Consider the following 24484-nt stretch of genomic DNA (forward strand, 5'->3'; position numbering starts at 1 on the left):
GGTCCGACCCGGGATGGTTCCAGCCAAAGCCGATGGCTATTTCGGCTTCTGCGGCTCCTGAATCGCTCTGAGGTAGTTTACCACGGCCTCGGCGTCGTCGCGGCCGAATCGAAACGTCGGCATGAACCGGTGAATGCTGCTGTAGCCATCCTGAAGACGCTGCATGAAATCGGGATCGTAGAGCTTGTTCTCGCCGAGGCGGCGAAACGGCGGCGCCACCTTGTTCGGGCTCGTGCCGGTCCTGCCGACCGCGTGACACCGCGAGCACATCCGCTGCAACATTGCTTCAGCGTGCCGGTGCTCGACGTCCATGGCTCGACCACCGGTGCTCCATAGCACGCCAACGACCAGCAGGGCCGGCGCGAACCTCTTCATCGAGCATTCCTCGTCATTCCCAGCGCGAGTTTGCCTTGCCCCAGACGTAGAGTGTGATCAAGGCGATCGTTACCGCCGTCGAGAAGATCAGGATGCGGCGATCCCAATCGATCCCCTCTCTCTCACCCCTTCTGAAAGTGAGGGCCGTGAACAGAGCCTTCATGGCAAATCGGCGCATCGGAAGCCTCGCGAGGCCGTACAATGCCATGGTCGCTGCAAGTTCGCTTGATACAGCTCAAGGGCGGGCGCGCCCTACACCGCCGGCGGATTGCGGTCGGTGAAGGTCGTGCGCTGGTGCCAATAGGGATAGGGCAGCGTCACCTTGCTGGCGGCATCGAGCTTTGCGACCTGGTCCTTGGTCAGCGACCAGCCGACCGCGCCGAGATTCTCGCGAAGCTGCGCCTCGTTGCGCGCGCCGATGATCAGCGTCGAGACCGTCGGACGCTGGAGCAGCCAGTTCAGCGCAATCTGCGAGACGCTCTTTCCCGTCTCCTTGGCGACCTCGTCGATCGCATCGACGACACGATAGACGTGCTCGTCGGGCACGGGCGGCCCGAACTCGGCCGTCTTGGGCAGGCGGCTCACCTCGGGCTTCGGCTGCCCCCGGCGGATCTTTCCGGTGAGGCGTCCCCATCCGAGCGGCGACCAGACCACGGCGCCGATCCCCTGGTCGAGGCCGAGCGGCATCAGCTCCCACTCATAGTCGCGGCCGATCAATGAATAGTAGGTCTGATTGGCAACGTAGCGGGGAAAGCCATGCTTGTCGGCGACGGAGAGCGACTTCATCAGGTGCCAGCCTGAAAAGTTCGAGACGCCGACATAGCGGATCTTGCCGGCGCGCACGAGCACGTCGAGGGTGGCGAGCACCTCTTCAGGCGGGGTGAAGGCGTCGAAGCCATGGAGCTGGAACAGGTCGATGTAATCGGTGCCGAGCCGGCTCAGCGAGCCGTCGATGGCGGCGAGCAGATGCTGCCGTGACGAGCCGATGTCGTTGGGGCCGTCGCCGAAACGGAACGTCGCCTTGGTCGAGACCAAAACCTTGTCGCGGCGGCCCTTGATCGCTTCGCCGAGAACACGCTCGGACTCGCCGAGCGAATAGACGTCGGCGGTGTCGAACATCGACACGCCGGCCTCGAGACAGATATCCAGAAGCCGCCGCGCTTCGTTCGCGTCCGTGGTGCCCCAAGCAGCGAGGCGGCCGACGCCGCCGAAGGTGCCGGTTCCCAGACTCAAAGCGGGCACCATGAGGCCGGACCGGCCCAAGCGTCGGTATTCCATCGATATCCTCCTCGGCTGGCCGCGGATTGATCCGTGCGGCCTTGGCGTCGAAGTTAGCGCAAGCAGGCGCCTCGCACCATTGCGCGCGCACATGGCGGCTCTGCTTTGCGCGGTTCGTATTTGCTAGGCCATGCTTGTCGTCTGCAAGTTCGCGGCCGAGATCTTCGCGCGCAGCCAGGCCTCGAACGCGCCGACATGCCTGCGCCCCTTCGCCTCGGCAGATCGCACGAGATAGTAGGAGATCGTCTCCACTTCGAATTCGGGCTGGTGGAACGGCGCGACGAGCGTGCCCTTGTCGAGCTCCTCGGCGGCGAGAATTTCGCTCTCCAGCACGACGCCGAGACCTTCGACCGCGGCATCGATCGCCATGGTGGAGCGGTCGAACCACAATTCGTGCCGCGCCTTGATGCTCGCGCCGATGACCTTGCGGAGATAGTCGGTCCAGGTCAGGGCGTTCGAGGAATGGATCAGCGTGGCGCGGGCGAGATCGCCGGGCTCGCGCAGCCCGAGCTGCTCGATCAACCGCGGGCTACAGAGTGGCCGCAGGCGCTCGGCGAGCAGCGGCTCGATCTGCCGTCCGTTCAGGACGGGCGGACGACCATAGGCAATGGCGAGATCGAAGCGGATGGTTTCGAGATCACGCAGATCGGCGATGGTCGACAGCCTGATCCCGATCTCCGGATGCTGGCCGATGAAATTGCCGATCCGCGGCTGCAGCCATTTGGCGGCAAAGCTCGGACCGCTCGCGATGAACAGATGATCGCGCTGCGATTGCGGCGCCACCAGCCGCGTCGCGCCCATGATCGTGCCGAACGCGCGCTCGATTTCGCCGGCATAGAGGCGACCGGCATTGGTCAGCACCGCGCGGCCGGCATGCCGCGAGAACACGCGAACGCCAAGGAAGTCTTCGAGCTTCTGGATGTGATGGCTGATTGCCGAGGGCGTGACCCCGAGCTCCTCGGCGGCGCGGCTGAAGCTGCCGTGACGCGAGGCGGCCTCGAACGCTGACAGTGCCTTGAGCGGCGGCATTCGCGGCCGCTCCGTTGACTCCAGCTCATCGGCTGCTGAGTTTTTTGAACTGGCGCTCATCATGCCTGCCCGGTACGAATTTCCACGTTGCCACGGGCAAGTTTCGTACCGCGAACGCTCCGACGCAACAGCTTCGTGCCCAAAACCTGACCCGAGACCGGTGAGCGGACCCCGCATCGCCGCGCCGCGCAGCCGCGCGGCGGATGCCGCTTGCCCGAGGAGAGCCCATGACTTCAACGCTGAAACATGCCGCCGATGAATTTCTGGTCCGGTACGGCGGAGACGTGTTCCCGAACCTCTTCACCTCCGCGAAGGGGACGATCGTCACCGACAGCGACGGGCGCGACTATCTCGATTTCACCTCGGGGCAGATGTGCGCGACGATCGGCCACAACCATCCCGCGATCGTTGCGGCGGTGGAGAGGGCAGGGAAGAAAGCGTTCCACCTCTTCAGTGGGATGATCCCCGAGGTGGTGGCCGAGCTCGCCCAGGTGCTCGCGAAGGACTGGCTGCCCGGCGATCTCAAGCGGTCGATCTTCATCAACACCGGTTCGGAAGCGACCGAAGTCGCGCTTCGGATGGCCAAGATGTACACCGGCGGCTACGAGGTGCTCGTCCTCGGCGGCTCCTGGCACGGCATCACCGGCGGCGCGGCCTCGGTCTCGATGGCGAGCGATCGCAAGGGCTATGGCGTGCCGCCGCCCGGCGTGTTCGTGATCCCCGAGCCGAACGCCTACCGGCCCTATATCGCGAAGGGCAGCGACGAAGAATCCGCGCTCTCCAATCTCGAGCTTGCGCTCAAAATGTTCGACATGCAGTCGAGCGGGCGGGGCGCGGCGATCATCGCCGAGCCCGTGATCAGCGCCGGCGGCGTGCTGGTGCCACCGAAAGCCTTCATGGAGGCGCTGCGCAGGGCCGCCGATGAGCGCGGCATGCTGTTGATCTTCGACGAGGCCCAGACCGCGTTCGGGCGCATCGGCAAGAAGACAGGATCGGAATATTTCGGCGTCGTGCCCGATATCATGACAATGTCGAAGACGCTCGGCGGCGGGCTGCCGCTCGCGGCGGTCTCGACCACCGAAGCGATCGAGAGCAAGCTGCACGACGATCACTTCACTTACTACACCAGTCACGTCTCCGACCCGCTGCTGGCGGAGGTCGGGCTCGCGGTGCTGCGCGTGATTACCGAGGAGAAGCTCGTCGCGCGCGCCAACGTCATGGGCAGCTATCTGCGTGGCCGGTTCGAGGGACTTCAGCAGAAATACGAGCAGATCGGCGACATCAGGGGCATGGGCCTTCTGCTCGGTGTCGAGCTCGTCACCGATCGCAACAGCCGGCGGGCGGCCCACCAGCTCGGCGGGCTGACGACCAAGAAATGCTTCGAATACGGGCTGAGCATGAACATCCGCCGCCGGCCCGAACGCGGATCGGTATGGCGTATCGCGCCGCCGCTCACCGTCTCGATCGAGGAGATCGACTGCGCCGTCGAGATCCTGGATCGCGCCTTGCGGGAAAGCCTCGACGAGCTGTCGCGAAACCCCGCCGCTTGAGCACAGTCCGGAGGCTGACATGATCCGCAGACGTTCGTCCACGCTCGCTCTTGCCGCCGCATCGCTCGCACTGTTCCAACTGCCGGCGGCGCAGGCCGCGAGTCCGACCCTCGACAAGATCAAGGAGGTTGGCAAGATCAGCCTCGGCTATCGCGAGGCTTCCATCCCGTTCGCTTATCTTGGATCGGATCAGAAGCCCACCGGGCTTTCACTCGATCTTTGCTCAGCGGTGGCCGACACGATCAGGGTCGTGCTGCGGCGGCCGGAACTGGGCATCGAATATGTCCCGGTGAATGCGTCCAATCGTATTCCACTGCTTCAGAACGGAACGATCGACGTCGAGTGCGGCAGCACGACCAACACCGCCGAGCGGCAGAAGCAGGTCTCGTTCTCCATTGCGACCTATGTCGCATCGCCGCGCTGGCTGGTGTCCGCCGCCTCGGGAGTGACGGAGCCGAAAGGCCTAGATGGGCAGACGGTCGTCATCACACAGGGCTCGCTGAATTTCGCGGTCGCCAAGAAGGTTATCGACGATCAGAAGCTGAATGTGATGATCGTTCAGGCCAAGGACCATGCCGAGTCGCTGCTGATGTTGGAAACGGGAAGAGCGACAGCGTGGTTCGAGGACGATATCCTGATCGCCGGGCTGGTCGCAAACGCGTCCAATCCCAAGGCGTTCCGCATATTGGTGGCGACCTACGCGCCGTCCTATTACGGGCTGATGACCCGCAGGGACGATCCGGAGTTCAAGGCGCTGGTCGATGCGGCGATCAAGGAGAAGATGGCATCCGGTGCGTTCGACAAGCTCTATGCGAAATGGTTCGAGGCACCGATTCCGCCGAAGGGACAAAACCTCCAGCTTCCCATGAGTGAGGCAATGAAGGCCCGGGTGGCATCTCCCAGCGATGCGCTCACGCCCTAATCGTGCAGGCGCATGTCATCGAACCCGGTATCGGCGAGGCGCGAGCCGGCGATCTTCGCTGTTGCTTGCGCCTCGAACTTTGCCGAGGGTGAGGGGAGGCAAGCAATTTCGCTGTTGTGAACCTGCCGCGGCAAGAGCGTCAGGCTCCAGCCTGCCATGACCAACACCGCGAGCCGGATCGCGATTACGCTGAGCAGTAGTTCCGATCCGCTTATCGTGGACTGAGTCCTCATGTGTGCCAGCCTGATCCACGCAGCAGCACAAGACAATCTGGAATTGGCGAGCGCTGTCTTCGCCCAGGACGAAGGCTTGCGAAGATGGCTGCTCAGTGCCGCAGCTGGCCCTGCCGGAAATCGCGCGGCGACATCCCGAAATGTTCGCGGAAGACGCGGCCGAAATGCGAGAGGTCGTTGAAGCCCCAGGCAAACGCGATCTCGCTGATGTGGCGGTGCGCGAGCACGGGCGAGGCGAGGTCGCGCCGGCATTGGGCAAGACGCTCGGCAAGCACATGGCGCTGGAACGACGTCTCCTCGTCGGCGAGGAGGTCGTTCACGTAGCGCGGCGAGATACCGAGCGCGGCCGCGGTCTCCGCCAGCGAAAGGTCGGGATCGGCGAGGTGCACGCGGATGTGGGCCTTCAGCCGGTAGAGCAGGGCGGAGCGATGCGTCGACGACGGCAGCGGCGTCTTGCCGAGCCGCTCGCTCAGCGCCATCGCCAGGAGATCGACGGCCTGCTCCGACAGGGCGGCGGAATTGTTCGGCGCGAGCCGGTCCGCGTTCTGGCACAGTTTGAAGATGAAGTCGTAGGCGAGCCGCTCGAGCGGCGCATCAGTGCCGAACGAGATCGCGGTCAGCGTCTCGGTGCCGCCGAGCCGTCGCTGCAACATCTCGCGCGGCACCTTGAAGATGGTCTGCGTGAAGCTGCCGTCGAACTTCAGCTCGTAGGGACGCGTGGTGTCGTAGAGTGCGAACTCGCCGGGATGGATCACGGTCTCGCGGCCGTCCTGCACCACGCCGCCATCGCCGCGATTGCCGAGTGCAACCAATACAAAATCCTGGTCCGAGCGCGCGATGCGCGAGGGCGTGCGGAACACGTGCTGGCGGTCGGAGCAGACGTCGGAGCACACGGCCTTGCCGAGCGTGGCCTGCGTGACCGAGCCGCGGAAGGCGCTGCCGAGATCGGACTTGCAGTCGAGCCCGACGAAGACGTCGCAGACGATGTCCTGCCAGAGGGCGAGCCGCCGGTAGCCGGGGCTGCCGTCCGTCGTGAACTGGATTGGCATCGGCAAGCCTCCCTTTCACATCCAGCAAAACCGCATGTCGGCGCAGATCCGGCCTGACCGCAGGCAAGTTCCGTACCGGGGCGGCGATCCCGCCCGGTCGAGTTTTTGTTCCGCCCTGGTCGAGCGCCCGGCCGCCCGGCTTGGCCAAATAGACTGCATCGGACGAGGTCTGCGATCAACCGGCAATGGAGGCGGCAATGGGCATCGAACATCCAAAGTACAAGGTGGCGGTGGTGCAGGCGGCGCCGGCCTGGCTCGACCTCGACGCCGCGATCGACAAGTCGATCGCGCTGATCCGGGAGGCGGCCGAGAAGGGCGCCAGGCTGATCGCGTTTCCGGAGGCCTTTATCCCCGGCTACCCCTGGCACATCTGGATGGACTCGCCGGCCTGGGCGATCGGCCGCGGCTTTGTGCAGCGCTATTTCGACAATTCGCTGTCCTATGACAGCCCGCAGGCCGAGCGCTTGCGCGATGCCGTGCGCAAGGCGAAGCTGACGGCGGTGATCGGCCTGTCCGAGCGCGACGGCGGCAGCCTCTATCTCGCGCAATGGCTGATCGGCCCCGACGGTGTGACCATCGCAAAGCGCCGCAAGCTGCGGCCGACCCACGCCGAACGCACGGTCTATGGCGAGGGCGACGGCAGCGATCTCGCCGTGCACGCGCGGCCCGACATCGGCCGCATCGGCGCGCTGTGCTGCTGGGAGCACCTCCAGCCGCTGTCGAAATACGCGATGTACGCCCAGAACGAGCAGGTGCATGTCGCGGCCTGGCCGAGCTTCTCGCTCTACGATCCCTTCGCGCCGGCGCTCGGCGCCGAGGTGAACAACGCCGCTTCGCGTGTCTATGCCGTGGAGGGCTCCTGCTTCGTGCTCGCGCCGTGCGCGACGGTGTCGCAGGCGATGATCGACGAACTCTGCGACAGGCCCGACAAGCACGCGCTGCTGCACGTCGGCGGCGGCTTTGCCGCGATCTACGGCCCCGACGGCAGCCAGATCGGCGACAAGCTCGCGCCGGATCAGGAGGGCCTCCTGATTGCCGAGATCGACCTCGGCGCCATCGGCGTCGCCAAGAATGCGGCCGATCCCGCCGGGCACTATTCGCGGCCCGACGTCACGCGGCTGCTGCTCAACAAGAAGCGATACCAGCGCGTCGAGCAGTTCGCACTGCCGGTCGACACCGTCGAGCCCACGGACATCGCCGCGGCGGCGAGCTGATGGCCGGATCGAGGGGAGGGCACGACCATGGAATCCGCAATTCCTCTGCATCTTGAAACTCAGCGCACGCGCCACAAGCGCGTGCCGGACGATTACCAGCCGCCATATCCGTCCTTCGTGGCGCGCTACAAGCCCGCCGTCAGCCGCGTCGTGATGGTCTATTTCGGCGTGCAGTATCGCGGTGTGGCGCCGTCGGCCGCGACGGACGCGCTGAAGGAGATCGCGGCTCTCTTTGCTGCGGAGAACGGTCCGCCGCATTGGGATCGCGCGCATTATGTCGACCAGTCCGGCTACGAGAACGTTGTCTCGGTCGCCTACTGGGACGACGTCGCACGCTTCGACGCCTGGTTCGCACCGGCGCGCGAGGTGTGGACGGGCAAGGCGCGGGAAGACGTCGGCACCTTCATCGAGGGGCTGCGTCCCACTGTGGCGCGGCACGAGACGCTGTTCTCCTCGCTCGACCGGCCCGAAGGTGTCGCCGTCATTGCGGAGGCTATGAGCGGCGAGGTGCAGGAGCACGCTTACTGGGGTGGCATGCGCGACCGCATTCCGCTGTCGCAGACCGACGCGATGGCACCCGGCGGTGCGCCGGAGTTGGTCCGCGACGGCGCGCGGCTGCGGGTGACGGCGCACGACAATCTCTGCCTGATCCGGTCCGGGCAGGACTGGAGTGACACCGAGGCGTCGGAGCGAGAGCTGTATCTCGACAACGTCGAGCCGGTGCTGCGCGAGGGCATGGATTTTCTGCGCGACGACGGCCTCGGTATCGGCTGTTACGCCAACCGCTACATGAATGTGCTCGCCGCCGACGGCAGCGTGAGCGAAAAGTCCTATGGCCAGAGCTGGTGGAAGAGCCTTGCTGCGCTGGAACGCTGGGCGGAGTCACATCCGACCCACGTCAAGATCTTCGGCGCGGCGATGAAATACCTCTCGACGCTCGGGCCGTCAGCCAAACTGCGGCTCTATCACGAGGTTACCGTAGCGGCAGCAGACGAGCAGTTCTTCGAATATCGAAGCTGTCACCCGAAAACGGGCATGCTGGCGGCGGTGGAGACGGTCCGCGCTTAGGCCAGGCAATGGCCGAGCAAGTCCGGATGCGCGGCGCAGATGTGATGCGCGCCGGCGTCCCGCAGCTCGGCCTCGCTGCCATAGCCGTAGAGTACGCCGATCGCGGTCATGCCGTTGGTCCGGGCGCCGACCACGTCATGGCTGCGGTCGCCGATCATGATCGCACTGGTGAGATCGACCTTGGCCTCGTCGAGGGCGTAGCGGAGCAGGTCGCGCTTGTCGACGCGCGTGCCGTCGAGCTCGGAGCCGAACACGCGCTCGAAATACGGCTTCAGGCCGAAATGGTCGACGATGCGGGTGGCGTAGACCGCGGGCTTGCTGGTTGCGACGAACATGCGCGGCGTCGTCGCGGCCAGCGTCGCCAAGGTGTCCATGATGCCGGCATAGGCCTCGTTTTCGAACAGGCCGATATCGGCAAAACGCTCACGATAGAGCAGCAGCGCCCGGTCGGCGAGGTCGTCGGTTCCCGTCAGCTTTTTCAGGCTGGCATGCAGCGGCGGCCCGATGCACCAGGTCAGCTCGTCCTCGCTCGGCACCGCGAGGTTCAAGCGCTCGAGCGCATACTGGATCGAGCGGGTGATCCCGGGCTTCGGGTTGGTCAGGGTGCCGTCGAGATCGAAATAGATTGTAACCATGCTGGCCGTGCCCGTGTTGATATTGCCGTCGGCTGCTTGACTAAACGACGCCGCGGGCCGAGGCAACGCCGCCTCGTCGATGCGCGTCCCGTTTTAAAGCTCGCTATTGGCGGGGTGTAAGCGTAGAGTCATGCGATCACCGCCCTTCCCATGGCATCTATCGGTGACTGAGGGTCACTAGCGCTCCCGCCGAACGAGGAGGAGCGTGCATGCCTCGATTTAATCTGGCCGACTGGATCGTGCCGCCGGTGATCGTCCCGCTGTTTCTATTGCTCCTGGTGGCTGCCGCGGCTTTTCTGCATGGATAGGACGCCGCTCCAATATCTGGTGAGCGGACGCGACCAGAGCGGCTACGTCAGCTTGGCCCGCGCCACGACGGTTGCCGCTCTGAAGAAGGCAAGAGAGCTATTGCAGGAAGGCTATATCGACGTGCGGATATGCACGCCGCAAGGCCGGATTCTGCTGTCTGACGAGTTCGACCAGTTCGAGGCATGAGAAGCGCGAGAGCGTCGGACGGCGTGCCCGGATACTCCGCGAGGAAGGATCATCGCATGAAAATGCTTGTTGTCGCATTGGCGCTTGGCACATTCGTGCAAAGCGCTGTCGCGAAAGAGCCGGACTGCCGCGCGATCGAAAGCACGAGCGGACGCTTGGCCTGTTACGACGCCGCGTTTCCGCCGCAAGCAAAGAAGCCGGCAGCTCCGGAAAGCGACATATCTCGAGCTCCGTACAAAGATCCGTTCCTTGCGGAAGAAGCCCGTACTGCGGCGAAACTCAAGAATATTTGCCGCGGTTGTTAAGGCTTGTCACCAGGCAGCGCGGGCGTGGCAGCGGGCCGACGGCGTGAACAAGCGCCATTAACGGGAGGATCTGCCATGTCACATACACAATTTGGCTTCCATGACGGGCGACCCAGCATGGTCGCGCATCGCGTCGGCGAGGTTGTCTCGGAGATCGGGGAAAGCGACGAGACCCTGAATCTCAGTGGGCTCGTGCGCGAGCCGTCGCCGCCGCCATTTCATCGGCTGGCTTGAGCCGGACAGGAGATGACCATCGAGCATGCCTCTGTAGAGATCGCCCGCAAACCCTGGGGGCGCGTCGATCTCCGTCCCTGGAGCAGCATCGACGCTTCGGCTGATCCGGTCGGCGAGTTGTGGTTTGGGCGTATGGACGAGCGTGCGGCCAGTCCGGCACTCCTGCTGAAGCTGCTGTTCACCAGCCAGCCCTTGTCGATCCAGGTTCACCCGAATGACGAATTCGCGCACGTCGTCGGCTTGCCGAACGGGAAGACCGAGGCGTGGTACATCCTGTCGGCGCCGCTGGGCGCGCGGGTTGCACTGGGGCTGAAGCGGAAACTCACGCCGCAGGCTTTGCGCGCGGCGATCAGGGACGGCTCGATTGCGGGCCATGTGCAATGGCGTCCTGTCGCGCAAGGCGACGTCATCTTCGTTCCCGGCGGCACGATCCACGCCATCGGCGCCAATATCGTGCTTGCCGAGATCCAGCAGCGCAGCGATACGACATTCCGCCTGTTCGATTTTGGCCGGCAGCGCGAGCTGCATGAGGACAGCGCCGTAGCCGCCTCCGATGCCGGGCCGCCGCCAATGCAATTGCCTGCGCGGCGCCTCACCGATGGTCGTACGGTTCTCGTCGCGAGTCCGCCTTTCGTGCTTGAGCGGATCGAGCTCCAGGCCAATTCGCATTGGGAGCTCGATACCGATCGGGAAGCCTGGCTCCTCGTGATCGACGGGAAGGGGCGCGTCGGGCGGGCGAATGCGACCGTCGGAGAGGCAATCTTCATCGAAGCCGATAGTGCCGGCATCGACGTTGGCGCGAGCGGGATGAACATCCTGCTCGCCTATCCGGGACCGGATCCAATTGCATCCCTGCTGCAGGATTGCACGGGACGGACGACAAAGTCCGCCGCCGGGCATGCGCCGACATCAAACGAAATCATCGAGGTACCGACATGACGCCGCTCCACCGTATCGCCGTCATCGGCAACTCGCTGCCGCGCCGATGCGGAATTGCGACCTTTACGACCGACCTGCAGAAGGCGATATCGATGTCGCGCGGGGATCTGGAGACCAGCATCGTGGCGATGACCGATCCCGGTCAGGCCTATGACTATCCTCCGGCGGTCGCTTTCCAGATCAAGGACGGCCATATCGACGACTACATGCGCGCGGCGGATTTCCTCAATGCCGGCCAGTTCGATATCGTGTGCCTTCAGCACGAATTCGGGATTTTCGGCGGCGAAGCCGGGGCCCATATCCTGGTGCTGTTGTCGCGCCTCACCATGCCGGTCGTGACGACGTTCCATACGGTGCTGGCCAGTCCGACGGTCAAGCAACGCGCCGTCGTGGAGCGTATCGTCGATGCGTCGTCGAAGGTCGTCGTGATGGCCAACAAGGGCCGGGAGCTGTTGCGTGACGTCTACCTGGTGCCGGACGACAAGATCGAGGTGATTGCGCACGGCATTCCCGATGTCGCCTTCGTCGGGTCCGACGCAGCGAAGGCCAGGCTCGGATTTGCGGGAAAGTCGGTCATTCTGACCTTCGGCCTGCTATCACCCAACAAGGGTATCGAGGTCATGATCGATGCCATGCCGTCGATCCTGAAGCGCTGCGCGGACGCAGTGTACGTCGTGCTCGGCGCAACGCACCCGAATCTTGTTCGAAACCAGGGCGAGGCCTATCGCGAGGGCTTGATGGCGCGGGTGCGTGAACTTGGCATCCACGATCACGTGGTGTTCCTCGATCGGTTCGTCGATCTGGCCACGTTGCTTGAATTCATTTCGATGTGCGACGTCTATGTCACGCCCTATCTCAACGAGGCCCAGATGACGTCGGGGACCCTGGCCTACAGCTTTGGACTGGGGAAGCCGGTGGTTTCGACGCCTTACTGGCACGCCCGCGAGCTGCTCACCGAGGGATGCGGAGTTCTGGTGCCGTTCGGCGATGCCGCCGCTATCGGCGGCGAGATCGCGAAACTGCTCACCGACGACGTGCGACGGCAGGCGATGTCCCGGCGCGCCTATGCCGCGAGCCGAATGATGACGTGGGAATGCACGGCCGAGCGTTACATGTCGGTCTTCGAGACGGCACGGCAAGGTCACCGGCCCAAGGTGTTTGCGCGCTCCGACCTGGGCTCGCCGGGGCTGCGTGGCCCTGCGCCGCCGGATATGCAGATCGGCCACTTCCTGTCGATGTGCGACGATGTCGGCCTGTTCCAGCATGCGGTGCACTCGGTGCCCGATCGCGCGCACGGCTATTGCGTCGACGACAATGCCCGAGCGTTGCTGTTGGCCTGCGCCCTCAACAATCCGGGCGAGCAACCCCTGTCGGAGGTCTTGACGGCCCGCTTTGCCGCCTTCGTGCAGCACGCGTGGAACCCCGACACCGGGCAATTTCGCAACTTCATGGGCTTCAATCGCACCTGGCTTGAAGACAAGGGCTCCGAAGACAGTCACGGGCGAACGCTATGGGCCCTGGGTGAGGCGGCGCGCACGGACGCGAGCCCGGCGCGGCGCCAGTGGGCTGCTGCCTTATTCGCGCAGGCATTGTCGATCGCGGAGAGCTTTCGCTCGCCCCGCGCGTGGGCATTCATGCTGCTGGGTCTGGACGCATATTGCGCCGTGGCGCCGGACGATCTTCGCGCCCGGGAGGTCCGGCATTCCCTCGCCGACAGGTTGATGTCCTGTCTGGCGTCGGTGGAGACGCCGGACTGGGTGTGGTTCGAGGAAGGGCTGGCCTATGACAATGCGCGATTGCCGCAGGCCCTGATGCTCGCGGGCATGGCGACGCAAACGCCTCAATATCTCGATGCCGGATTGAGGTCGCTGAGCTGGCTCATGACGCAACAAACGACCGCGGCAGGTCAATTCCGGCCGGTCGGCACCGCCGGCTTCGGCGAGCAGCGGCAACATCCTCGTGCCTTCGATCAGCAGCCGGTGGAAGCAACGGCGACGATTGCGGCCTGCCTCACGGCGTGGCGTGCGGATGGCGATGCCGAATGGAAAGCCATGGCAACGCGGGCCTTCGCCTGGTTTCTCGGCAGCAATGATCTCGCGGTGGCGCTGGTCGATCCGCTCACCGGCAGTTGCCGCGACGGCCTGCACCCCGATCGCGCCAACGAAAACCGTGGGGGCGAGTCCGTGGTTTGCTATCTCCTCGGCCTTGCCGAGATGCGCCAGCTTGCACGCGTCACCACGAGCCTGACGAGGCCCATTGCGTTGCGCGCCGTGGGCGCCTGAACTTCACCATCTCATCCAGCGAGCCGAGGATACCGTGTCACAACCTTCTTTCCTGAACCGGCAGGGGCTTCATCTGCGTCCCGATCCCGCGCGGGTCATCGTGCGGCCGTTCAAGCCGGCGACCGAACCGCGCGATCTCAATCCGACCGACAAGATGCGCGCAAATCATATCGTCGAGCGGGTTCTCGCACTCAGCTCGGAAGCCGTTGCAGCGCAGCTCGCGGACGTCCTGGACAATTTCGAGGGCCGACATCGCAACCTCCTGGAGAGGTTCGAGGCCCGCGCCGATGATATGGAGGATGCTTTTGCAACGCATGGCATCTTCTCGAAAACCCAGCGCCAGCTGATCGGCGCTTATTTTCTCAGCGAGTATTCGTTCGAGGCTTCTGCCTTGTTCAATCCCAGCATCGTGCCGCACCCTGATCAATCCGGTGCCCCGGCGGGGGGCAAACGCTTCGTCATCAGTCTCCGGGCCATCGGCGAAGGGCACGTGTCGTCGCTGACGTTTCGAACCGGAACGATCGCGGCTGACGGGAGCCTGGCCGTCGATCCGACGGCGCGCCTTGCCTCGCTCCCGCGGATCAGCCATCGCGCATCCGGCCCGGACGGCGACCGGGTCGAGCTGACGTTCAGGCCCGAGGAAGATCTCAGCGAGCGTGTCATCTTTCCCGTGACCGAATCCCAATCGAACGGCATCGAGGATGCGCGCTTTGTCCAATTCAGCGACGGCGATCACAAGACCTATTACGCGACCTACACGGCCTACAGCGGGCGGGCGATCCGGTCCGAATTGATCGAGACCAGCGATTTCATGTCGTTTCGACTGACGCCTTTGCGGGGGGCTGCGGCACACAACAAAGGCATGGCGCTGTTCCCGCGCAAGATCGGCGGCAGCTATGCCATGATCGCGCGGCAGGACAACGAGAACCTGTATCTGGTTTATTCGGACGATCTCTCCACATGGGAAGGCGGCCAGGCCCTTCTGAAACCGCAGTTTCCCTGGGAGTTCGTCCAGATCGGCAATTGCGGGTCGCCCATCGAACTCGACGAAGGCTGGCTGCTGCTGACGCACGGTGTCGGCCCCGTCCGCAAATATTCGATCGGTGCGGCGCTGCTCGACAAGCGCGACCCATCCAGGGTGCTGGCGCGTTCGAGCGAGCCGCTGTTGCGGCCTGAACCGTCCGAGCGCGAAGGATATGTCCCCAACGTCGTCTATACCTGCGGTGCGATGAGGCAGAATGACCAGATCATCTTGCCATATGCCGTGTCGGACACCTTCTCCAGTTTTGCAACGATCAGGATTTCCGCGCTCATGGAAGCGATGCGACGCTGAGCGCGGCGTTCGCAGTCGTTGACGGCAATTCCGTTTGCTAACAGGGTCAGAGGAGGCGTCATGGTCCGCCAAACAACCTACGTCGTGCAGGCATTCAACGCCGGCAAGGGCGGGAATCTCAAGGCCGACTCTCCGATCGTCTGCAAGTCGGAAAGCGGCGCGCTGCGAACGGCGGAGAGACTGGCCTTGAGCAAGCTCGGCGTCGTTGCGTTCTCGTCCAGCGGCGATGCCGAAATGGGTGACTATGACGATGAGCCGACGGTGTTTTTCCGGAAAGGCGAGCTTCCGGCGGGCTTCGACTGAAGTCACTGGTTGCGACCGCGAAGATATTTTGCAGAGGAGCCTAACATGAGCGAGCGACTTGAAACCCTGAAGAAGGCCCGCGATCGCATGATCGAGGATAGAGACGCGCATGCAAAGGTGCTGGCCGCTCCCTTCGTGCGCGACACGGCCGAGCGGGCGCGCAACAAGTTCGTGGAGATTCAGGCATTGATCGACGCTCTCGACCGCGCCATCAGCGGTGAAAACCTGGTGCCCGTCAAAAACTGACGCAGCGACAGGCGAGGCCAGCGGTCGCTTCATCGCAGGCGAGTCGCGATATGCCGATGGCCGCCACCGTTCCCCTTATTGCTGTTTCGCCCATTCGACGATCGCCGCCGCATCCGCGCCGGCCTGGGTCTCCCAGGTGGCGATCGCGTCCGTCGCGGCGTTGCGGAGTGCGGTGACGAGGGACGGCGGCGCGGGCTCGGCGATGTTGACGCCGTTGTCGCGCATGCGCGCATAGTTCTCGGTCGTGCGATGGGCCAGCAGTGCGAACTGGCTCTGCTCGGTCTCGGCCGCCGCGGCCATCACCTCGCGCTGCATCGGCTCGGACAGCGCGGCGAAGGCCTCGCTGCGGACGAAGGCGATCGAGACCGGCATCGCGTAGTTGATGGCGGTGAAATGCGGCAGGAAGTCCCAGAGCTTGCGTCCCGCACCGCCGTCGCCCGAGGTGAGGAGCGCATTCAGCCGATGTTCCCTGAGGCCGGCGAGCGCCGCGTCCATCGGCAGGAACTGCGCATTGGCCCCGGCCGTGCGCATCACCGCGCTGGAATTGGCATCATAGGCCCGCAGGTTCAGCTTTGGCAGATCGTCGGCGCCTGCGAGCGCATGATCCGACCAGAGGCCCGTCGCCGGCCAGATCGTCAGATAGAGCAGCTTGAGACCGCGGGCGGCGAACGCCTTTTCGTAGAGTGGACGTGCCCGCGCATTGGTGGCGCGGGCGACGTCGACCGATTGCACCAGGAAGGGCAGGGTCGAAAGCCCGAGCACCGGGTCGAGGCCGGACAGCGCGCCCGCAAAGGCATCCCCGCCCGCGATCCGGCCGTCGAGCGCCGCACGCGGCATCTCGCCCGAGTTGATCTTGAGCTCGTTGTCGAAGGCGTTGCTGACGCTCACGAAACCGTTTGTGCGCGCCGCCACCCGATCGGCGAAAGTGGTGAGCCCGATCCCGGAAATGTTGTTTTGCGGATATTCCGTGGTCATCCGCCAGCTGACCTGCGCCAGGGCCGGCGCGGCGGACAGGACCAGGGCGGCGAGGGCAAGGATCGCGCGGATCCGCCTGGAGGGGGAGCGCATTGGGAGAAGCAGGGCAGGCAGCATATATTGGCAACTCGTCAAACCATGGCACGATGCCACAACATGGCGGATCATCTTGTTGCATGCCGCGCCGGCGTGCGCCACATCGATGCGTGGGCAGTGTTGGCGCGAATTGCATCACTCGTCGTTGCCGCGCTGCTGGCCTCTGCGACAGAGGTCGCGGCAGGGGACAGCTCGCCCGCGAGGACCAACGTCGCGGTGCCGAGCGTCGAGGAGCTGGCGACACCGCCGCAAAAGGCCGCGGATGCGCGCGAGAGCGACACGCGGGAGTCGATCTGCCTGATCGTCGAGGCGGCCGCGCGGGACGCCAATCTGCCGCTGGAATTCTTCGCCCGCGTGATCTGGCAGGAGAGCCGCTTCCAGGCCGATGCGGTGGGGCCCATGACGCGCAGCGGCGAGCATGCGCAGGGGATCGCGCAGTTCATGCCGGGCACCGCGAGCGAGCGCGGGCTGCTCGATCCCTTCAACCCGGTGCAGGCCTTGCCGAAGTCCGCCGAATTCCTCAATGAGCTGCGCAACCAGTTCGGCAATCTCGGGCTTGCGGCGGCCGCCTACAATGCCGGGCCGCGCCGCGTGCAGGAATGGCTCGCCGGCACCGGCCCGATGCCGGAGCAGACCCGCAATTACGTCTATGCCATCACCGGCGCGACGGTGGAGGCCTGGGCGAAGGCCGGCAGCACCGGCAAGGGGCCGCCGAGCGTGCCGCCGACGAGTTGCCGCGATCTCATGGCCCTGTTGAAGCGCGCGCCGAATCCGTTCGTCGCCGAGCTCGAGCAGCATGTAGAGCTGGCCGCCGCGAAGATCTGGGGCGTCCAGCTTGCCGCCGGCTTCGACCGCAACAGGGCATTGGCGATGTACTCCCGCGCCGTCACGCGGCTGAGCGCCGTGATCGGCGAGCGCGATCCGAGCCTGCTGAGCTCGGTGATGCGCAGCCGCGGCACGCGCGCGTTCTACCAGGTGCGCATCGGTGCGGATACGCGCAGCGAGGCGGATGATCTGTGCAACCGCATCCGCAAGGCTGGCGGCGCCTGCTTCGTGCTGAAGAATAGGGGTGTGAGCGGGTAGGGGCGTGTCTCTCTCCTCTCGTCATTCCGGGGCGCGCCCTCTTGGCGCGAACCCGGAATCCATTGCTCAACAATCTATGCGGCCCGATGGATTCCGGGCTCGCGCCCAAGAGGGCGCGCCCCGGAATGACGGCAAGGGTGTTGGCCGCGCGCATGCCAGCCCCGCCGCGCCCTTCCTTGACGCGGCCGCCCGCGTTGCCCGTTATGCCGGCACGATTCTTCATTCAGGCCGGCCGTCCCGTGGCGCTTCCTCCGCTCGATTCACCTCAATGGCAAAGTCCCTGGCGCGCCTTTGCGTGGGGGCTGCGCTCGATCACGCAAACGATCCTCACCGTCGTCCTGTTCGTGACCTATCTCGGCATCGGCGCGCTCGCCCACGACAGCCATTTCAGCTTGCTCTGGGCTCTCTGCTCGACGCTGTTCGTCTGGGCAGGCCCAGCGCAGATCATCCTGATCACGACGCTCGGCTCGGGCGCGACCGTCATCCAATCGGCGATCGCGGTGACGGTCAGTGCGATCCGCCTGTTTCCGATGGTGGTCTCGGTGCTGCCACTGATGCGTACGCCGACGACGAAACGGCGCGAACTGGTCTTCGCCGCGCATCTCACCGCCGTGACGCTCTGGGTCGAATGCCACCGCTTCCTGCCGCAGGTGCCGCGCGAGCGGCGCATCGCCTTCGTCCACGGGCTCGGCTGCGGCCTTGTCTCTGTATGCCTCACCGCCAACACGGTCGGCTATTTCCTCGCCGCCAACCTGACGCAAACGCTTGGAGCGGCGATCCTGCTGCTGACCCCGCTGTCCTTCCTGTTCTCGACCGCACGCAACAGCCGCGAGGTCGCCGACGTGGTCGCGCTGGCGCTCGGGATTCTGCTCTATCCGCTGGCGGCGAAGATGAACTCCGGCCTCGACATCCTCGTCAGCGGCGTGGTGGCGGGCACGATCGCCTACGGCGTGCATTGGTGGCGGGAGGTGCGCGCATGAGTTTCGCACAGCTCATCGGCGACTGGCATGCGCTCGCAGTCTTGTTCGTCGCCGGCGTCGTTCCCAACCAGATCTGGCGCATGCTGGGCCTGTGGTTCGGCGGCGGCATCGACGAGGGTTCCGAGCTGCTGGTCTGGGTGAGGGCGGTCGCCACCGCCATCCTGGCCGGCGTCATCGCCCAGATCGTGGTCGAGCCGCCGGGCGCACTGGCCAGCGTGCCGGATGTCCTGCGCTATGGCGCGGTCGGTGCCGGTCTGGTCGTCTTCCTGCTGACGCGCCGCTCGATTTTTGCAGGCGTGGTCGCCGGCGAAGTCTTCATGCTGGCCGGCAAGTGGTGGTTGGGCTAAAACCGCCGCCGAACAGCAAGGAACAGGAAATATGGTTCGCGAAAACGAGCTCCGCGAGGGCGAGGTCGCCATCGAGCTGCCGTCGACGGCGGATGCCGGTCTCGTCTTCATTGGCCGCATCCGCACGCCCTGGACGTCGCGGCTGGAGACGCCGCGGCAGGGGCGGCACGACGGCCCGATCTGCCGCCTCGAGATCTTCGAGCCGTTCGTGCCGGCCATCAAGGGCGTCGATTTCTACAGCAATCTCGAAGTGCTCTACTGGCTCGACAAGTCGCGCCGCGACATCATCCTGCAAAGCCCGAAGAACAACGAGAAGACCCGCGGCACGTTCTCGCTGCGCTCGCCGGTCAGGCCCAACCCGATCGGCACCTCGATCGTCAAGCTGGTCGGCATCGAGGGCAATGCCATTCTGGTGCGCGGGCTCGATTGCCTCGACAACACGCCGCTGATCGACATCAAGCCCGACCGCTGCGAGTTCACGCCACTGGCCGCGCCGCAAGCCGGGGATTTCCAGACGGAGTAATTTCCTCCGTCATTCCGGGGCGCGCCTCTTGGCGCGAGCCCGGAATCCATCGGGCGACAGAGATGGTGGTGGAATGGATCCCGGGCTCGACGCTTCGCGTCGCCCCGGAATGACAGCGTGGAAACGATCAGCCCGCCTTCAGCGCCGCGATCAGCCTGGTCGCGTTCTCTTCCAGCACCTTGACGTCTTCCTTGCGGCTCGCGGGCGGCAGCATTTGCACGCCGTCGTGGCGCGGCAGGACGTGCATGTGCAGGTGAAACACCACCTGTCCGCCGGCCGGCTCGTTGAACTGCTGCACGGTGATGCCGTCGGCCTTGAACGCCTTCATCGCGGCAACGGCGATTTTGTGCGCGCCGCGGGCGACATGGGCGTAGTCGTCGGGCTTGATGTCGAGGATGTTGCGGGCAGGGGCCTTCGGGATCACCAGCGTATGGCCCGGCACGCGCGGCATGATGTCGAGGAAGGCGAAGACGTGCTCGTCCTCATAGACCTTGTGGCAGGGAAACTCGCCGCGCAGGATCTTTGCGAAGATGTTGTTGGGGTCGTAGGCGGTCATATCAGCTCCTCGGCGCTCCTCGGAATTTTGCGCTTACTGTCACCAGCGACGGCGAACCGTCAAGGCGCCTCGTCGGCGCCCTTCCGGAACGGGCCGAGCTCGGCCAACTCCCGTCCGGCCTCGGCGACATAGGCGCGCTCGCGCTTGAGATAGTCGTCGATGGCGCGGCGCAGGCCCGGATCGGCGATGAAGTGGGCGGAATAGGTCGTCTTCGGCAAGTAACCGCGCGCGATCTTGTGCTCGCCTTGCGCGCCGGCTTCGACATTGTGGAGGCCGCGTTTGATCGCGAAGTCGATCGCCTGATAGTAGCAGACCTCGAAATGCAGGAACGGATGATGCTCGACCGCGCCCCAGTTGCGACCGAACAGCGTGTCCGAGCCGATGAAGTTGATCGCGCCCGCAATCCAGCGATCGTTGCGGCGGGCCATCACCAGCAGCACATCCTCGCTCATGGTCGCGCCGATCAGCGAGAAGAACTCGCGCGTCAGATACGGGCGGCCCCATTTGCGCGAGCCGGTCTCCATGTAGAATTCGAAGAAGGCGTCCCAGGCTTCCTCGGTGATGTCTTTTCCGGTGAGCCAGTGGATGGTGACGCCGGATGCGAGCGCGTCGCGGCGTTCGCGCTTGATCGATTTGCGGTGGCGCGAGTTCAGGGTGGCGAGGAAATCGTCGAAGCTCGCAAAGCCCTCGTTGTGCCAGTGGAACTGCTGGTCGGTGCGCTGGAGGAAGCCGTGCCCGGCGAGCAGCTTCCACTCCGCCTCCCGCGCGAAGGTCACGTGCACCGAGGAGGCCTTGCTGACGCCGCACAGTGCCACCAGCCCGCTCGCCAGCGCCTCCGTGACGCGCTCGCGGTCGACGCCGTCGCGGACGAGGAGCCGCGGCCCGGTCGCCGGCGTGAAGGGAATCGAGACCTGGAGCTTCGGATAATAGCGCCCGCCGGCGCGCTCATAGGCGTCGGCCCAGCCGCGGTCGAAGACGTATTCGCCTTGAGAATGCGATTTCAGATAGCAGGGCACGACGCCGGCGACGCGGCCGTCGATCTTGGCGACGAGATGCCGGGGTCCCCATCCGGTGCGGATGGTCGCTGAACCCGATTTCTCGACGGCGGAGAGAAACGCGTGCGAGACGAACGGGTTATAGGCAGGCTTTAAGAGACCGGCCGAATCGCCTGGGAGCCCGGATGAGGATCCCCTGCCATGCCCGTTGCAAGCCTTGCCGGGATTTGCGCAGGCGTCCCACTCTTCGGGCGACACTTCGCCAATGGACGATACGGCCTCGAGCGTGATTTCGGATGATGCCATCGCGTCCAAGATCGTGCATTGCAGCAGCGACTTCAAGAGGGCGGGAACTGAGGTGCTGACGCAAACGCGGTACCAGCGATTGTGCAGAGATCTATCCCGAGTCGTCCTGGCGAAAGCCAGGACCCATACCCACAGGATTTGATTTGGCGATGACTCGGAGTTGCAGCTTCGGGCCACGGCTCCTCCCTGGGGTAATGGGTCCTGGCTTTCGCCAGGACGACCCTAGGGCTACGGCACGAACCCCTCAAAGATCATCTGGTCCGCATACTGCCCGGCCCGGGTCCGTTGCTCGGGCGTGCGGACGGTCCAGCCGAGCAGGGCGCAGCCGAATACATTGCGGGCGATCCAGGGGGCGGGTGCCGGGAGGTGGTCGACCTTGAAGGCGACGAAATGCGGCTGGGTCTGGAAGCCGTGGCGCAGGTACAGCATGCCGTCGCGCTGCGCCTCGGTGAGCTTGGCCCAGTACTCGTCCTCATAGGTGCGCTGCGCGACGATGCCGCGCGGGCGGGAGGGGAGCAGCTCGCGCAGCGCCAGCACCTGGTCGGGATCGAAGGACATGCCGACCGCGGGGCCCTGATAGGACGCCAGCACCTCGGCCATCCGCTTCACCAGCTTGCGGTCGCCGCCAAAATGGCTCTTCACCTCGATCACCAGAGGTACGCGGCCCGCGACCATGGCGCAGAGGTCGGACAGCGACATCATCCGCTCGTCCGTGTCCTTGAACCTGACCGCCCTCAGTTCCGCCGCGGTCTTGTCGACCACCTCGCCGGTGGCCTCGGTGAGGCGGCCGAGCGCATGGTCGTGATGAACCATGGCCTCGCCGTCGGCGGAGAGCTGGATGTCGACCTCGATTGAGAAATTGCCTGCGATCGCAGCCTGGACCGCGCCCGGCATGTTCTCGACGATGCCACGGGAAATGTCGTGCAGGCCGCGATGGGCGACCGGCCGGGCTGTCAGCCAATCAGGGGCGCGCACGATGCTGGCCTCAGGCGACCTCGAACACGCCCTCGACCTCCACCGCCGCATCCGCGGGCAGCGAGGCGACGCCGACGGTGGTGCGGGCGTGGCGGCCCTTGTCACCGAAGGCGGCGACCATCAGGTCGGAGGCGCCGTTGAGTACCTTCGGCCCGTCCAGGAAATCGGGCGCCGAGTTGATGAAGCCGCCGAGGCGCACCACGCGCGCGACCTTGTCGAGATCGCCGAGCGCCGCCTTGACCTGGGCGAGCAGGTTGACGGCGCAGCCGCGCGCCGCCGCGGCGCCTTCTTCGATCGAAACGCCGGCACCCAGCTTGCCCTTGGCGATCAGCTTGCCGGCGGGATCGAAGCAGACCTGGCCGGAGACGAACAGCAGATTGCCGGTGCGCACGAACGGCACGTAATTGGCGACGGGGGTGGGCGCCTCGTGCAGCTTGATGCCCTGTTCCGCCAGCTTCTGCTCGACCGTGCCCGCCATCTTCGACCTCGTTGTCCAAAATTCATCCACCCCGGCGCGTCCCATTGGCGGCCGGATGCGTCCTGTTTCGCCCATCGTGCCGCCACATGCAAGCAACCCCGGCGGGCTGCATTTTGTGGAGGCAGGGCAGGCGGTTCAGGGCGGGGGCCGCAACTTTACGTGAAACGGCCTCAGTTGCGACGCAATGGAACGGTCATTAAAATGTCGAATCTGCTGTCCCCAAGGACGCATCTTCAAGGAACAGACATGATGCACCTTTTCCGGACTTCGCTCGGTGTGATGGCGCTCGCGGCGGCCGCTTGTGGCCCATGCGGCGGGGCGCTGGCCGCCAATGGTCCGTTCCTCGCGCATCAGGCGCTCTATGACCTCAGCCTCGTCAAATCGCGCTCGAATTCGGTCAACAGCGCGCGCGGCCGCATCCTCTACAACTTCACCGGAAGCTCCTGCGAGGGCTACACCTCCGAATTCCGCCAGGTCTCCGAGCTCGACAGCGGCGAGGGCAAGGTCACGCTCAGCGACCTCCGCTCCAATTCCTGGGAGGATGCTGCGGGCAAGAGCTACCGCTTCAAGATCGAGACGCGGATGAACGAGGCCGACGCCGGCCGGGTCGACGGCTCGGCCGAGCGCGACGGCGACCACATCAACGTCAAGCTGAAGCTGCCGGCGCCGAAGAGCTTTACGCTCGACGGCAAGATCGTGTTCCCGACCGAGCAGATCCAGCGCATCATCGCCGCCGCCAGGGACGGCAAATCGCTGCTGGAGCTGTCCGTCTATGACGGCTCCGACGACGGTCAGAAGGTCTACAACACGCTGACCGTGATCGGCCAGCCGATCCCCGCCGACCGTACCACCTCGACCGATCCGTCGACCACCGACGAGCACATGAAATCGCTCAAGCGCTGGCCCGTCACCGTCAGCTATTTCGACCGCGAGGCCCAGCAGAAGGAGGGCGAGCAGACGCCGATCTATGCGATGGCGTTCGAGCTCTATGAGAACGGCGTCTCGCGCCAGCTCGTGCTCGACTACAATGATTTCGTCATCTCCGGCGCGATGGGCAAGTTCGACGTGAAGGACAGCAAGCCCTGTAATTGAAGGGGTCGCCGTTCTCTCCTCCGTCATTGCGAGCGAAGCGAAGCAATCCAGACTGCCTCCGCGGAAGGATTCTGGATTGCTTCGTCGCAAGAGCTCCTCGCAATGACGGGCTAGCCCTCAGCGGCCTCTCCAGCTACGCTCTCTCCCAACCACAAACTCCGGGAGGCAAGCACCATGCCCAAGCTCGACCATCTCCGCCCCAGCGGCCTGCATCACAATCCCGCTTATTCCCACGTCGTCACCGCCACGGGCGCGCGCACCATCTACATCTCGGGCCAGGTGTCGACCGACGAGGAGGGGCGGATCGTCGGCGAGGGCGATCTCGCCGCGCAGACGACGCAGGTGATGCAGAATCTCGGCCTGGCGCTGAAGGCGGCCGGCGCGAGCTATGCCAACATCGTCAAGATCACGACCTTCGTGGTGAACTACAAGCCTGAGCTGCGCCCGATCATCGGCAAGGCCCGCTCGGCCTTCTTCGAAGGCATGGAGCCGCCGGCCTCCACGCTCGTCGGCGTCTCCGCGCTCGCCGCGCCGGAATGGCTGATCGAGATCGAGGCGGTGGCGGTCGCGGATTGAGGTGTGGACGGA

The 24484-nt window shown here is 65.0% G+C and carries 30 protein-coding genes; 18 read left to right on the plus strand and 12 right to left on the minus strand.

Annotated features, from left to right (window positions below):
• Positions 1–36 precede the first annotated feature (36 nt).
• From BM118_RS38790 to BM118_RS38805, 4 genes are all read right to left on the minus strand, one after another.
• Positions 37–375: a c-type cytochrome gene (locus tag BM118_RS38790; protein WP_092193131.1), complete on the minus strand. Its 339-nt coding sequence runs from the start codon at positions 373–375 to the stop codon at positions 37–39.
• Positions 376–388: 13 nt separating this feature from the next.
• Entirely contained in the window at positions 389–553 is a 165-nt protein-coding gene (locus BM118_RS41990; protein WP_177235073.1) for a hypothetical protein, read from the minus strand.
• Between the two features lie 74 nt (positions 554–627).
• Positions 628–1653 (minus strand): aldo/keto reductase, encoded by a 1026-nt coding sequence (locus BM118_RS38800; RefSeq protein WP_177235074.1) that lies wholly within the window; start codon positions 1651–1653, stop codon positions 628–630.
• A 123-nt stretch (positions 1654–1776) separates the two neighbouring features.
• Positions 1777–2682 (minus strand): LysR substrate-binding domain-containing protein, encoded by a 906-nt coding sequence (locus BM118_RS38805; RefSeq protein ID WP_092193137.1) that lies wholly within the window; start codon positions 2680–2682, stop codon positions 1777–1779.
• Between the two features lie 227 nt (positions 2683–2909).
• On the opposite strand from BM118_RS38805, the gene BM118_RS38810 reads away from it, so the two are divergent.
• Both BM118_RS38810 and BM118_RS38815 read left to right on the plus strand, forming a co-directional pair.
• Positions 2910–4232 carry an aspartate aminotransferase family protein gene (locus tag BM118_RS38810; RefSeq protein ID WP_092193139.1) on the plus strand — a complete coding sequence of 441 codons (1323 nt, stop codon included), beginning with the start codon at positions 2910–2912 and terminating at the stop codon, positions 4230–4232.
• A 19-nt stretch (positions 4233–4251) separates the two neighbouring features.
• Positions 4252–5154, plus strand: coding sequence for an amino acid ABC transporter substrate-binding protein (locus tag BM118_RS38815; RefSeq protein ID WP_092193141.1), 903 nt, complete (start codon positions 4252–4254; stop codon positions 5152–5154).
• Here the strand turns inward: BM118_RS38815 and BM118_RS38820 are convergent.
• On the minus strand, positions 5151–5387 hold the full coding sequence (locus BM118_RS38820) for a hypothetical protein (protein WP_092193143.1): 237 nt from the start codon (positions 5385–5387) through the stop codon (positions 5151–5153). The two genes, BM118_RS38815 and BM118_RS38820, sit on opposite strands and share 4 nt — an antisense overlap.
• A gap of 92 nt (positions 5388–5479) precedes the next feature.
• Positions 5480–6436, minus strand: coding sequence for an AraC-like ligand-binding domain-containing protein (locus BM118_RS38825; protein WP_092193145.1), 957 nt, complete (start codon positions 6434–6436; stop codon positions 5480–5482).
• 197 nt (positions 6437–6633) lie between these two features.
• On the opposite strand from BM118_RS38825, the gene BM118_RS38830 reads away from it, so the two are divergent.
• Together BM118_RS38830 and BM118_RS38835 are read left to right on the plus strand one after the other, a co-directional pair.
• The gene (locus BM118_RS38830; RefSeq protein WP_092193147.1) at positions 6634–7650 is read left to right on the plus strand and encodes a carbon-nitrogen hydrolase family protein; all 1017 of its coding nucleotides are present in this window, start codon (positions 6634–6636) and stop codon (positions 7648–7650) included.
• Between the two features lie 27 nt (positions 7651–7677).
• Positions 7678–8718: a phenylacetaldoxime dehydratase family protein gene (locus tag BM118_RS38835; RefSeq protein ID WP_092193149.1), complete on the plus strand. Its 1041-nt coding sequence runs from the start codon at positions 7678–7680 to the stop codon at positions 8716–8718.
• Here BM118_RS38835 and BM118_RS38840 read toward each other — a convergent pair.
• On the minus strand, positions 8715–9353 hold the full coding sequence (locus tag BM118_RS38840; RefSeq protein ID WP_092193151.1) for an HAD family hydrolase: 639 nt from the start codon (positions 9351–9353) through the stop codon (positions 8715–8717). The two genes, BM118_RS38835 and BM118_RS38840, sit on opposite strands and share 4 nt — an antisense overlap.
• 300 nt (positions 9354–9653) lie before the next feature.
• Between BM118_RS38840 and BM118_RS38845 the strand changes: the two genes are divergently transcribed.
• The 8 genes from BM118_RS38845 to BM118_RS38875 all read left to right on the plus strand — a co-directional run bounded on the left by BM118_RS38845 (position 9654) and on the right by BM118_RS38875 (position 15490).
• Complete coding sequence (locus BM118_RS38845) at positions 9654–9848, plus strand: hypothetical protein (protein WP_092193153.1); 195 nt, start codon at positions 9654–9656, stop codon at positions 9846–9848.
• Between the two features lie 56 nt (positions 9849–9904).
• The gene (locus BM118_RS38850) at positions 9905–10153 is read left to right on the plus strand and encodes a hypothetical protein (protein WP_092193155.1); all 249 of its coding nucleotides are present in this window, start codon (positions 9905–9907) and stop codon (positions 10151–10153) included.
• 75 nt (positions 10154–10228) lie between these two features.
• Positions 10229–10387, plus strand: a complete 159-nt coding sequence (locus BM118_RS41995) for a hypothetical protein (RefSeq protein WP_177235075.1) — start codon at positions 10229–10231, stop codon at positions 10385–10387.
• Positions 10388–10399: 12 nt separating this feature from the next.
• On the plus strand, positions 10400–11326 hold the full coding sequence (locus tag BM118_RS38855; protein WP_092193157.1) for a class I mannose-6-phosphate isomerase: 927 nt from the start codon (positions 10400–10402) through the stop codon (positions 11324–11326).
• Positions 11323–13608 carry a glycosyltransferase family 4 protein gene (locus BM118_RS38860; RefSeq protein ID WP_092193159.1) on the plus strand — a complete coding sequence of 762 codons (2286 nt, stop codon included), beginning with the start codon at positions 11323–11325 and terminating at the stop codon, positions 13606–13608. The genes BM118_RS38855 and BM118_RS38860 overlap by 4 nt, the downstream gene beginning before the upstream one ends.
• A gap of 34 nt (positions 13609–13642) precedes the next feature.
• Positions 13643–14941: a glycoside hydrolase family 130 protein gene (locus tag BM118_RS38865; protein WP_092193192.1), complete on the plus strand. Its 1299-nt coding sequence runs from the start codon at positions 13643–13645 to the stop codon at positions 14939–14941.
• 60 nt (positions 14942–15001) lie between these two features.
• A complete protein-coding gene (locus tag BM118_RS38870) occupies positions 15002–15244 on the plus strand; it encodes a hypothetical protein (RefSeq protein ID WP_027548121.1) in 243 nt (80 codons plus the stop codon).
• Between the two features lie 45 nt (positions 15245–15289).
• A complete protein-coding gene (locus BM118_RS38875; RefSeq protein WP_092193161.1) occupies positions 15290–15490 on the plus strand; it encodes a hypothetical protein in 201 nt (66 codons plus the stop codon).
• A gap of 75 nt (positions 15491–15565) precedes the next feature.
• Here BM118_RS38875 and BM118_RS38880 read toward each other — a convergent pair whose 3' ends face one another.
• The gene (locus BM118_RS38880) at positions 15566–16582 is read right to left on the minus strand and encodes a TRAP transporter substrate-binding protein (RefSeq protein WP_177235076.1); all 1017 of its coding nucleotides are present in this window, start codon (positions 16580–16582) and stop codon (positions 15566–15568) included.
• A 39-nt stretch (positions 16583–16621) separates the two neighbouring features.
• Here BM118_RS38880 and BM118_RS38885 point away from each other — a divergent pair, with 39 nt between their 5' ends.
• The 4 genes from BM118_RS38885 (at position 16622) to tsaA (ending at position 19494) form a co-directional block, all read left to right on the plus strand.
• Positions 16622–17644 (plus strand): lytic transglycosylase domain-containing protein, encoded by a 1023-nt coding sequence (locus BM118_RS38885; RefSeq protein ID WP_244550340.1) that lies wholly within the window; start codon positions 16622–16624, stop codon positions 17642–17644.
• Between the two features lie 239 nt (positions 17645–17883).
• Positions 17884–18624 (plus strand): AzlC family ABC transporter permease, encoded by a 741-nt coding sequence (locus tag BM118_RS38890; RefSeq protein WP_092193196.1) that lies wholly within the window; start codon positions 17884–17886, stop codon positions 18622–18624.
• Positions 18621–18971 (plus strand): AzlD domain-containing protein, encoded by a 351-nt coding sequence (locus tag BM118_RS38895; protein WP_027548116.1) that lies wholly within the window; start codon positions 18621–18623, stop codon positions 18969–18971. The genes BM118_RS38890 and BM118_RS38895 overlap by 4 nt, the downstream gene beginning before the upstream one ends.
• Before the next feature lie 31 nt (positions 18972–19002).
• The gene (gene tsaA / locus BM118_RS38900; RefSeq protein WP_092193164.1) at positions 19003–19494 is read left to right on the plus strand and encodes a tRNA (N6-threonylcarbamoyladenosine(37)-N6)-methyltransferase TrmO; all 492 of its coding nucleotides are present in this window, start codon (positions 19003–19005) and stop codon (positions 19492–19494) included.
• 127 nt (positions 19495–19621) lie between these two features.
• On the opposite strand, the gene BM118_RS38905 is transcribed toward tsaA, so the two are convergent.
• From BM118_RS38905 to BM118_RS38920, 4 genes are all read right to left on the minus strand, one after another.
• Positions 19622–20050: an HIT family protein gene (locus BM118_RS38905; protein ID WP_092193166.1), complete on the minus strand. Its 429-nt coding sequence runs from the start codon at positions 20048–20050 to the stop codon at positions 19622–19624.
• A gap of 59 nt (positions 20051–20109) precedes the next feature.
• Positions 20110–21351, minus strand: a complete 1242-nt coding sequence (locus BM118_RS38910) for a GNAT family N-acetyltransferase (RefSeq protein WP_092193198.1) — start codon at positions 21349–21351, stop codon at positions 20110–20112.
• Between the two features lie 228 nt (positions 21352–21579).
• Positions 21580–22326 (minus strand): glycerophosphodiester phosphodiesterase, encoded by a 747-nt coding sequence (locus BM118_RS38915; RefSeq protein WP_092193168.1) that lies wholly within the window; start codon positions 22324–22326, stop codon positions 21580–21582.
• A gap of 10 nt (positions 22327–22336) precedes the next feature.
• Positions 22337–22804 (minus strand): RidA family protein, encoded by a 468-nt coding sequence (locus tag BM118_RS38920; protein WP_092193170.1) that lies wholly within the window; start codon positions 22802–22804, stop codon positions 22337–22339.
• A 246-nt stretch (positions 22805–23050) separates the two neighbouring features.
• On the opposite strand from BM118_RS38920, the gene BM118_RS38925 reads away from it, so the two are divergent.
• Entirely contained in the window at positions 23051–23896 is an 846-nt protein-coding gene (locus BM118_RS38925) for a cell envelope integrity EipB family protein (protein WP_177235077.1), read from the plus strand.
• A 174-nt stretch (positions 23897–24070) separates the two neighbouring features.
• Positions 24071–24472, plus strand: a complete 402-nt coding sequence (locus BM118_RS38930; protein ID WP_092193174.1) for a RidA family protein — start codon at positions 24071–24073, stop codon at positions 24470–24472.
• Positions 24473–24484: the final 12 nt, after the last annotated feature.

Source organism: Bradyrhizobium sp. cf659, from assembly GCF_900113725.1.
Taxonomy (GTDB): Bacteria; Pseudomonadota; Alphaproteobacteria; order Rhizobiales; family Xanthobacteraceae; genus Bradyrhizobium.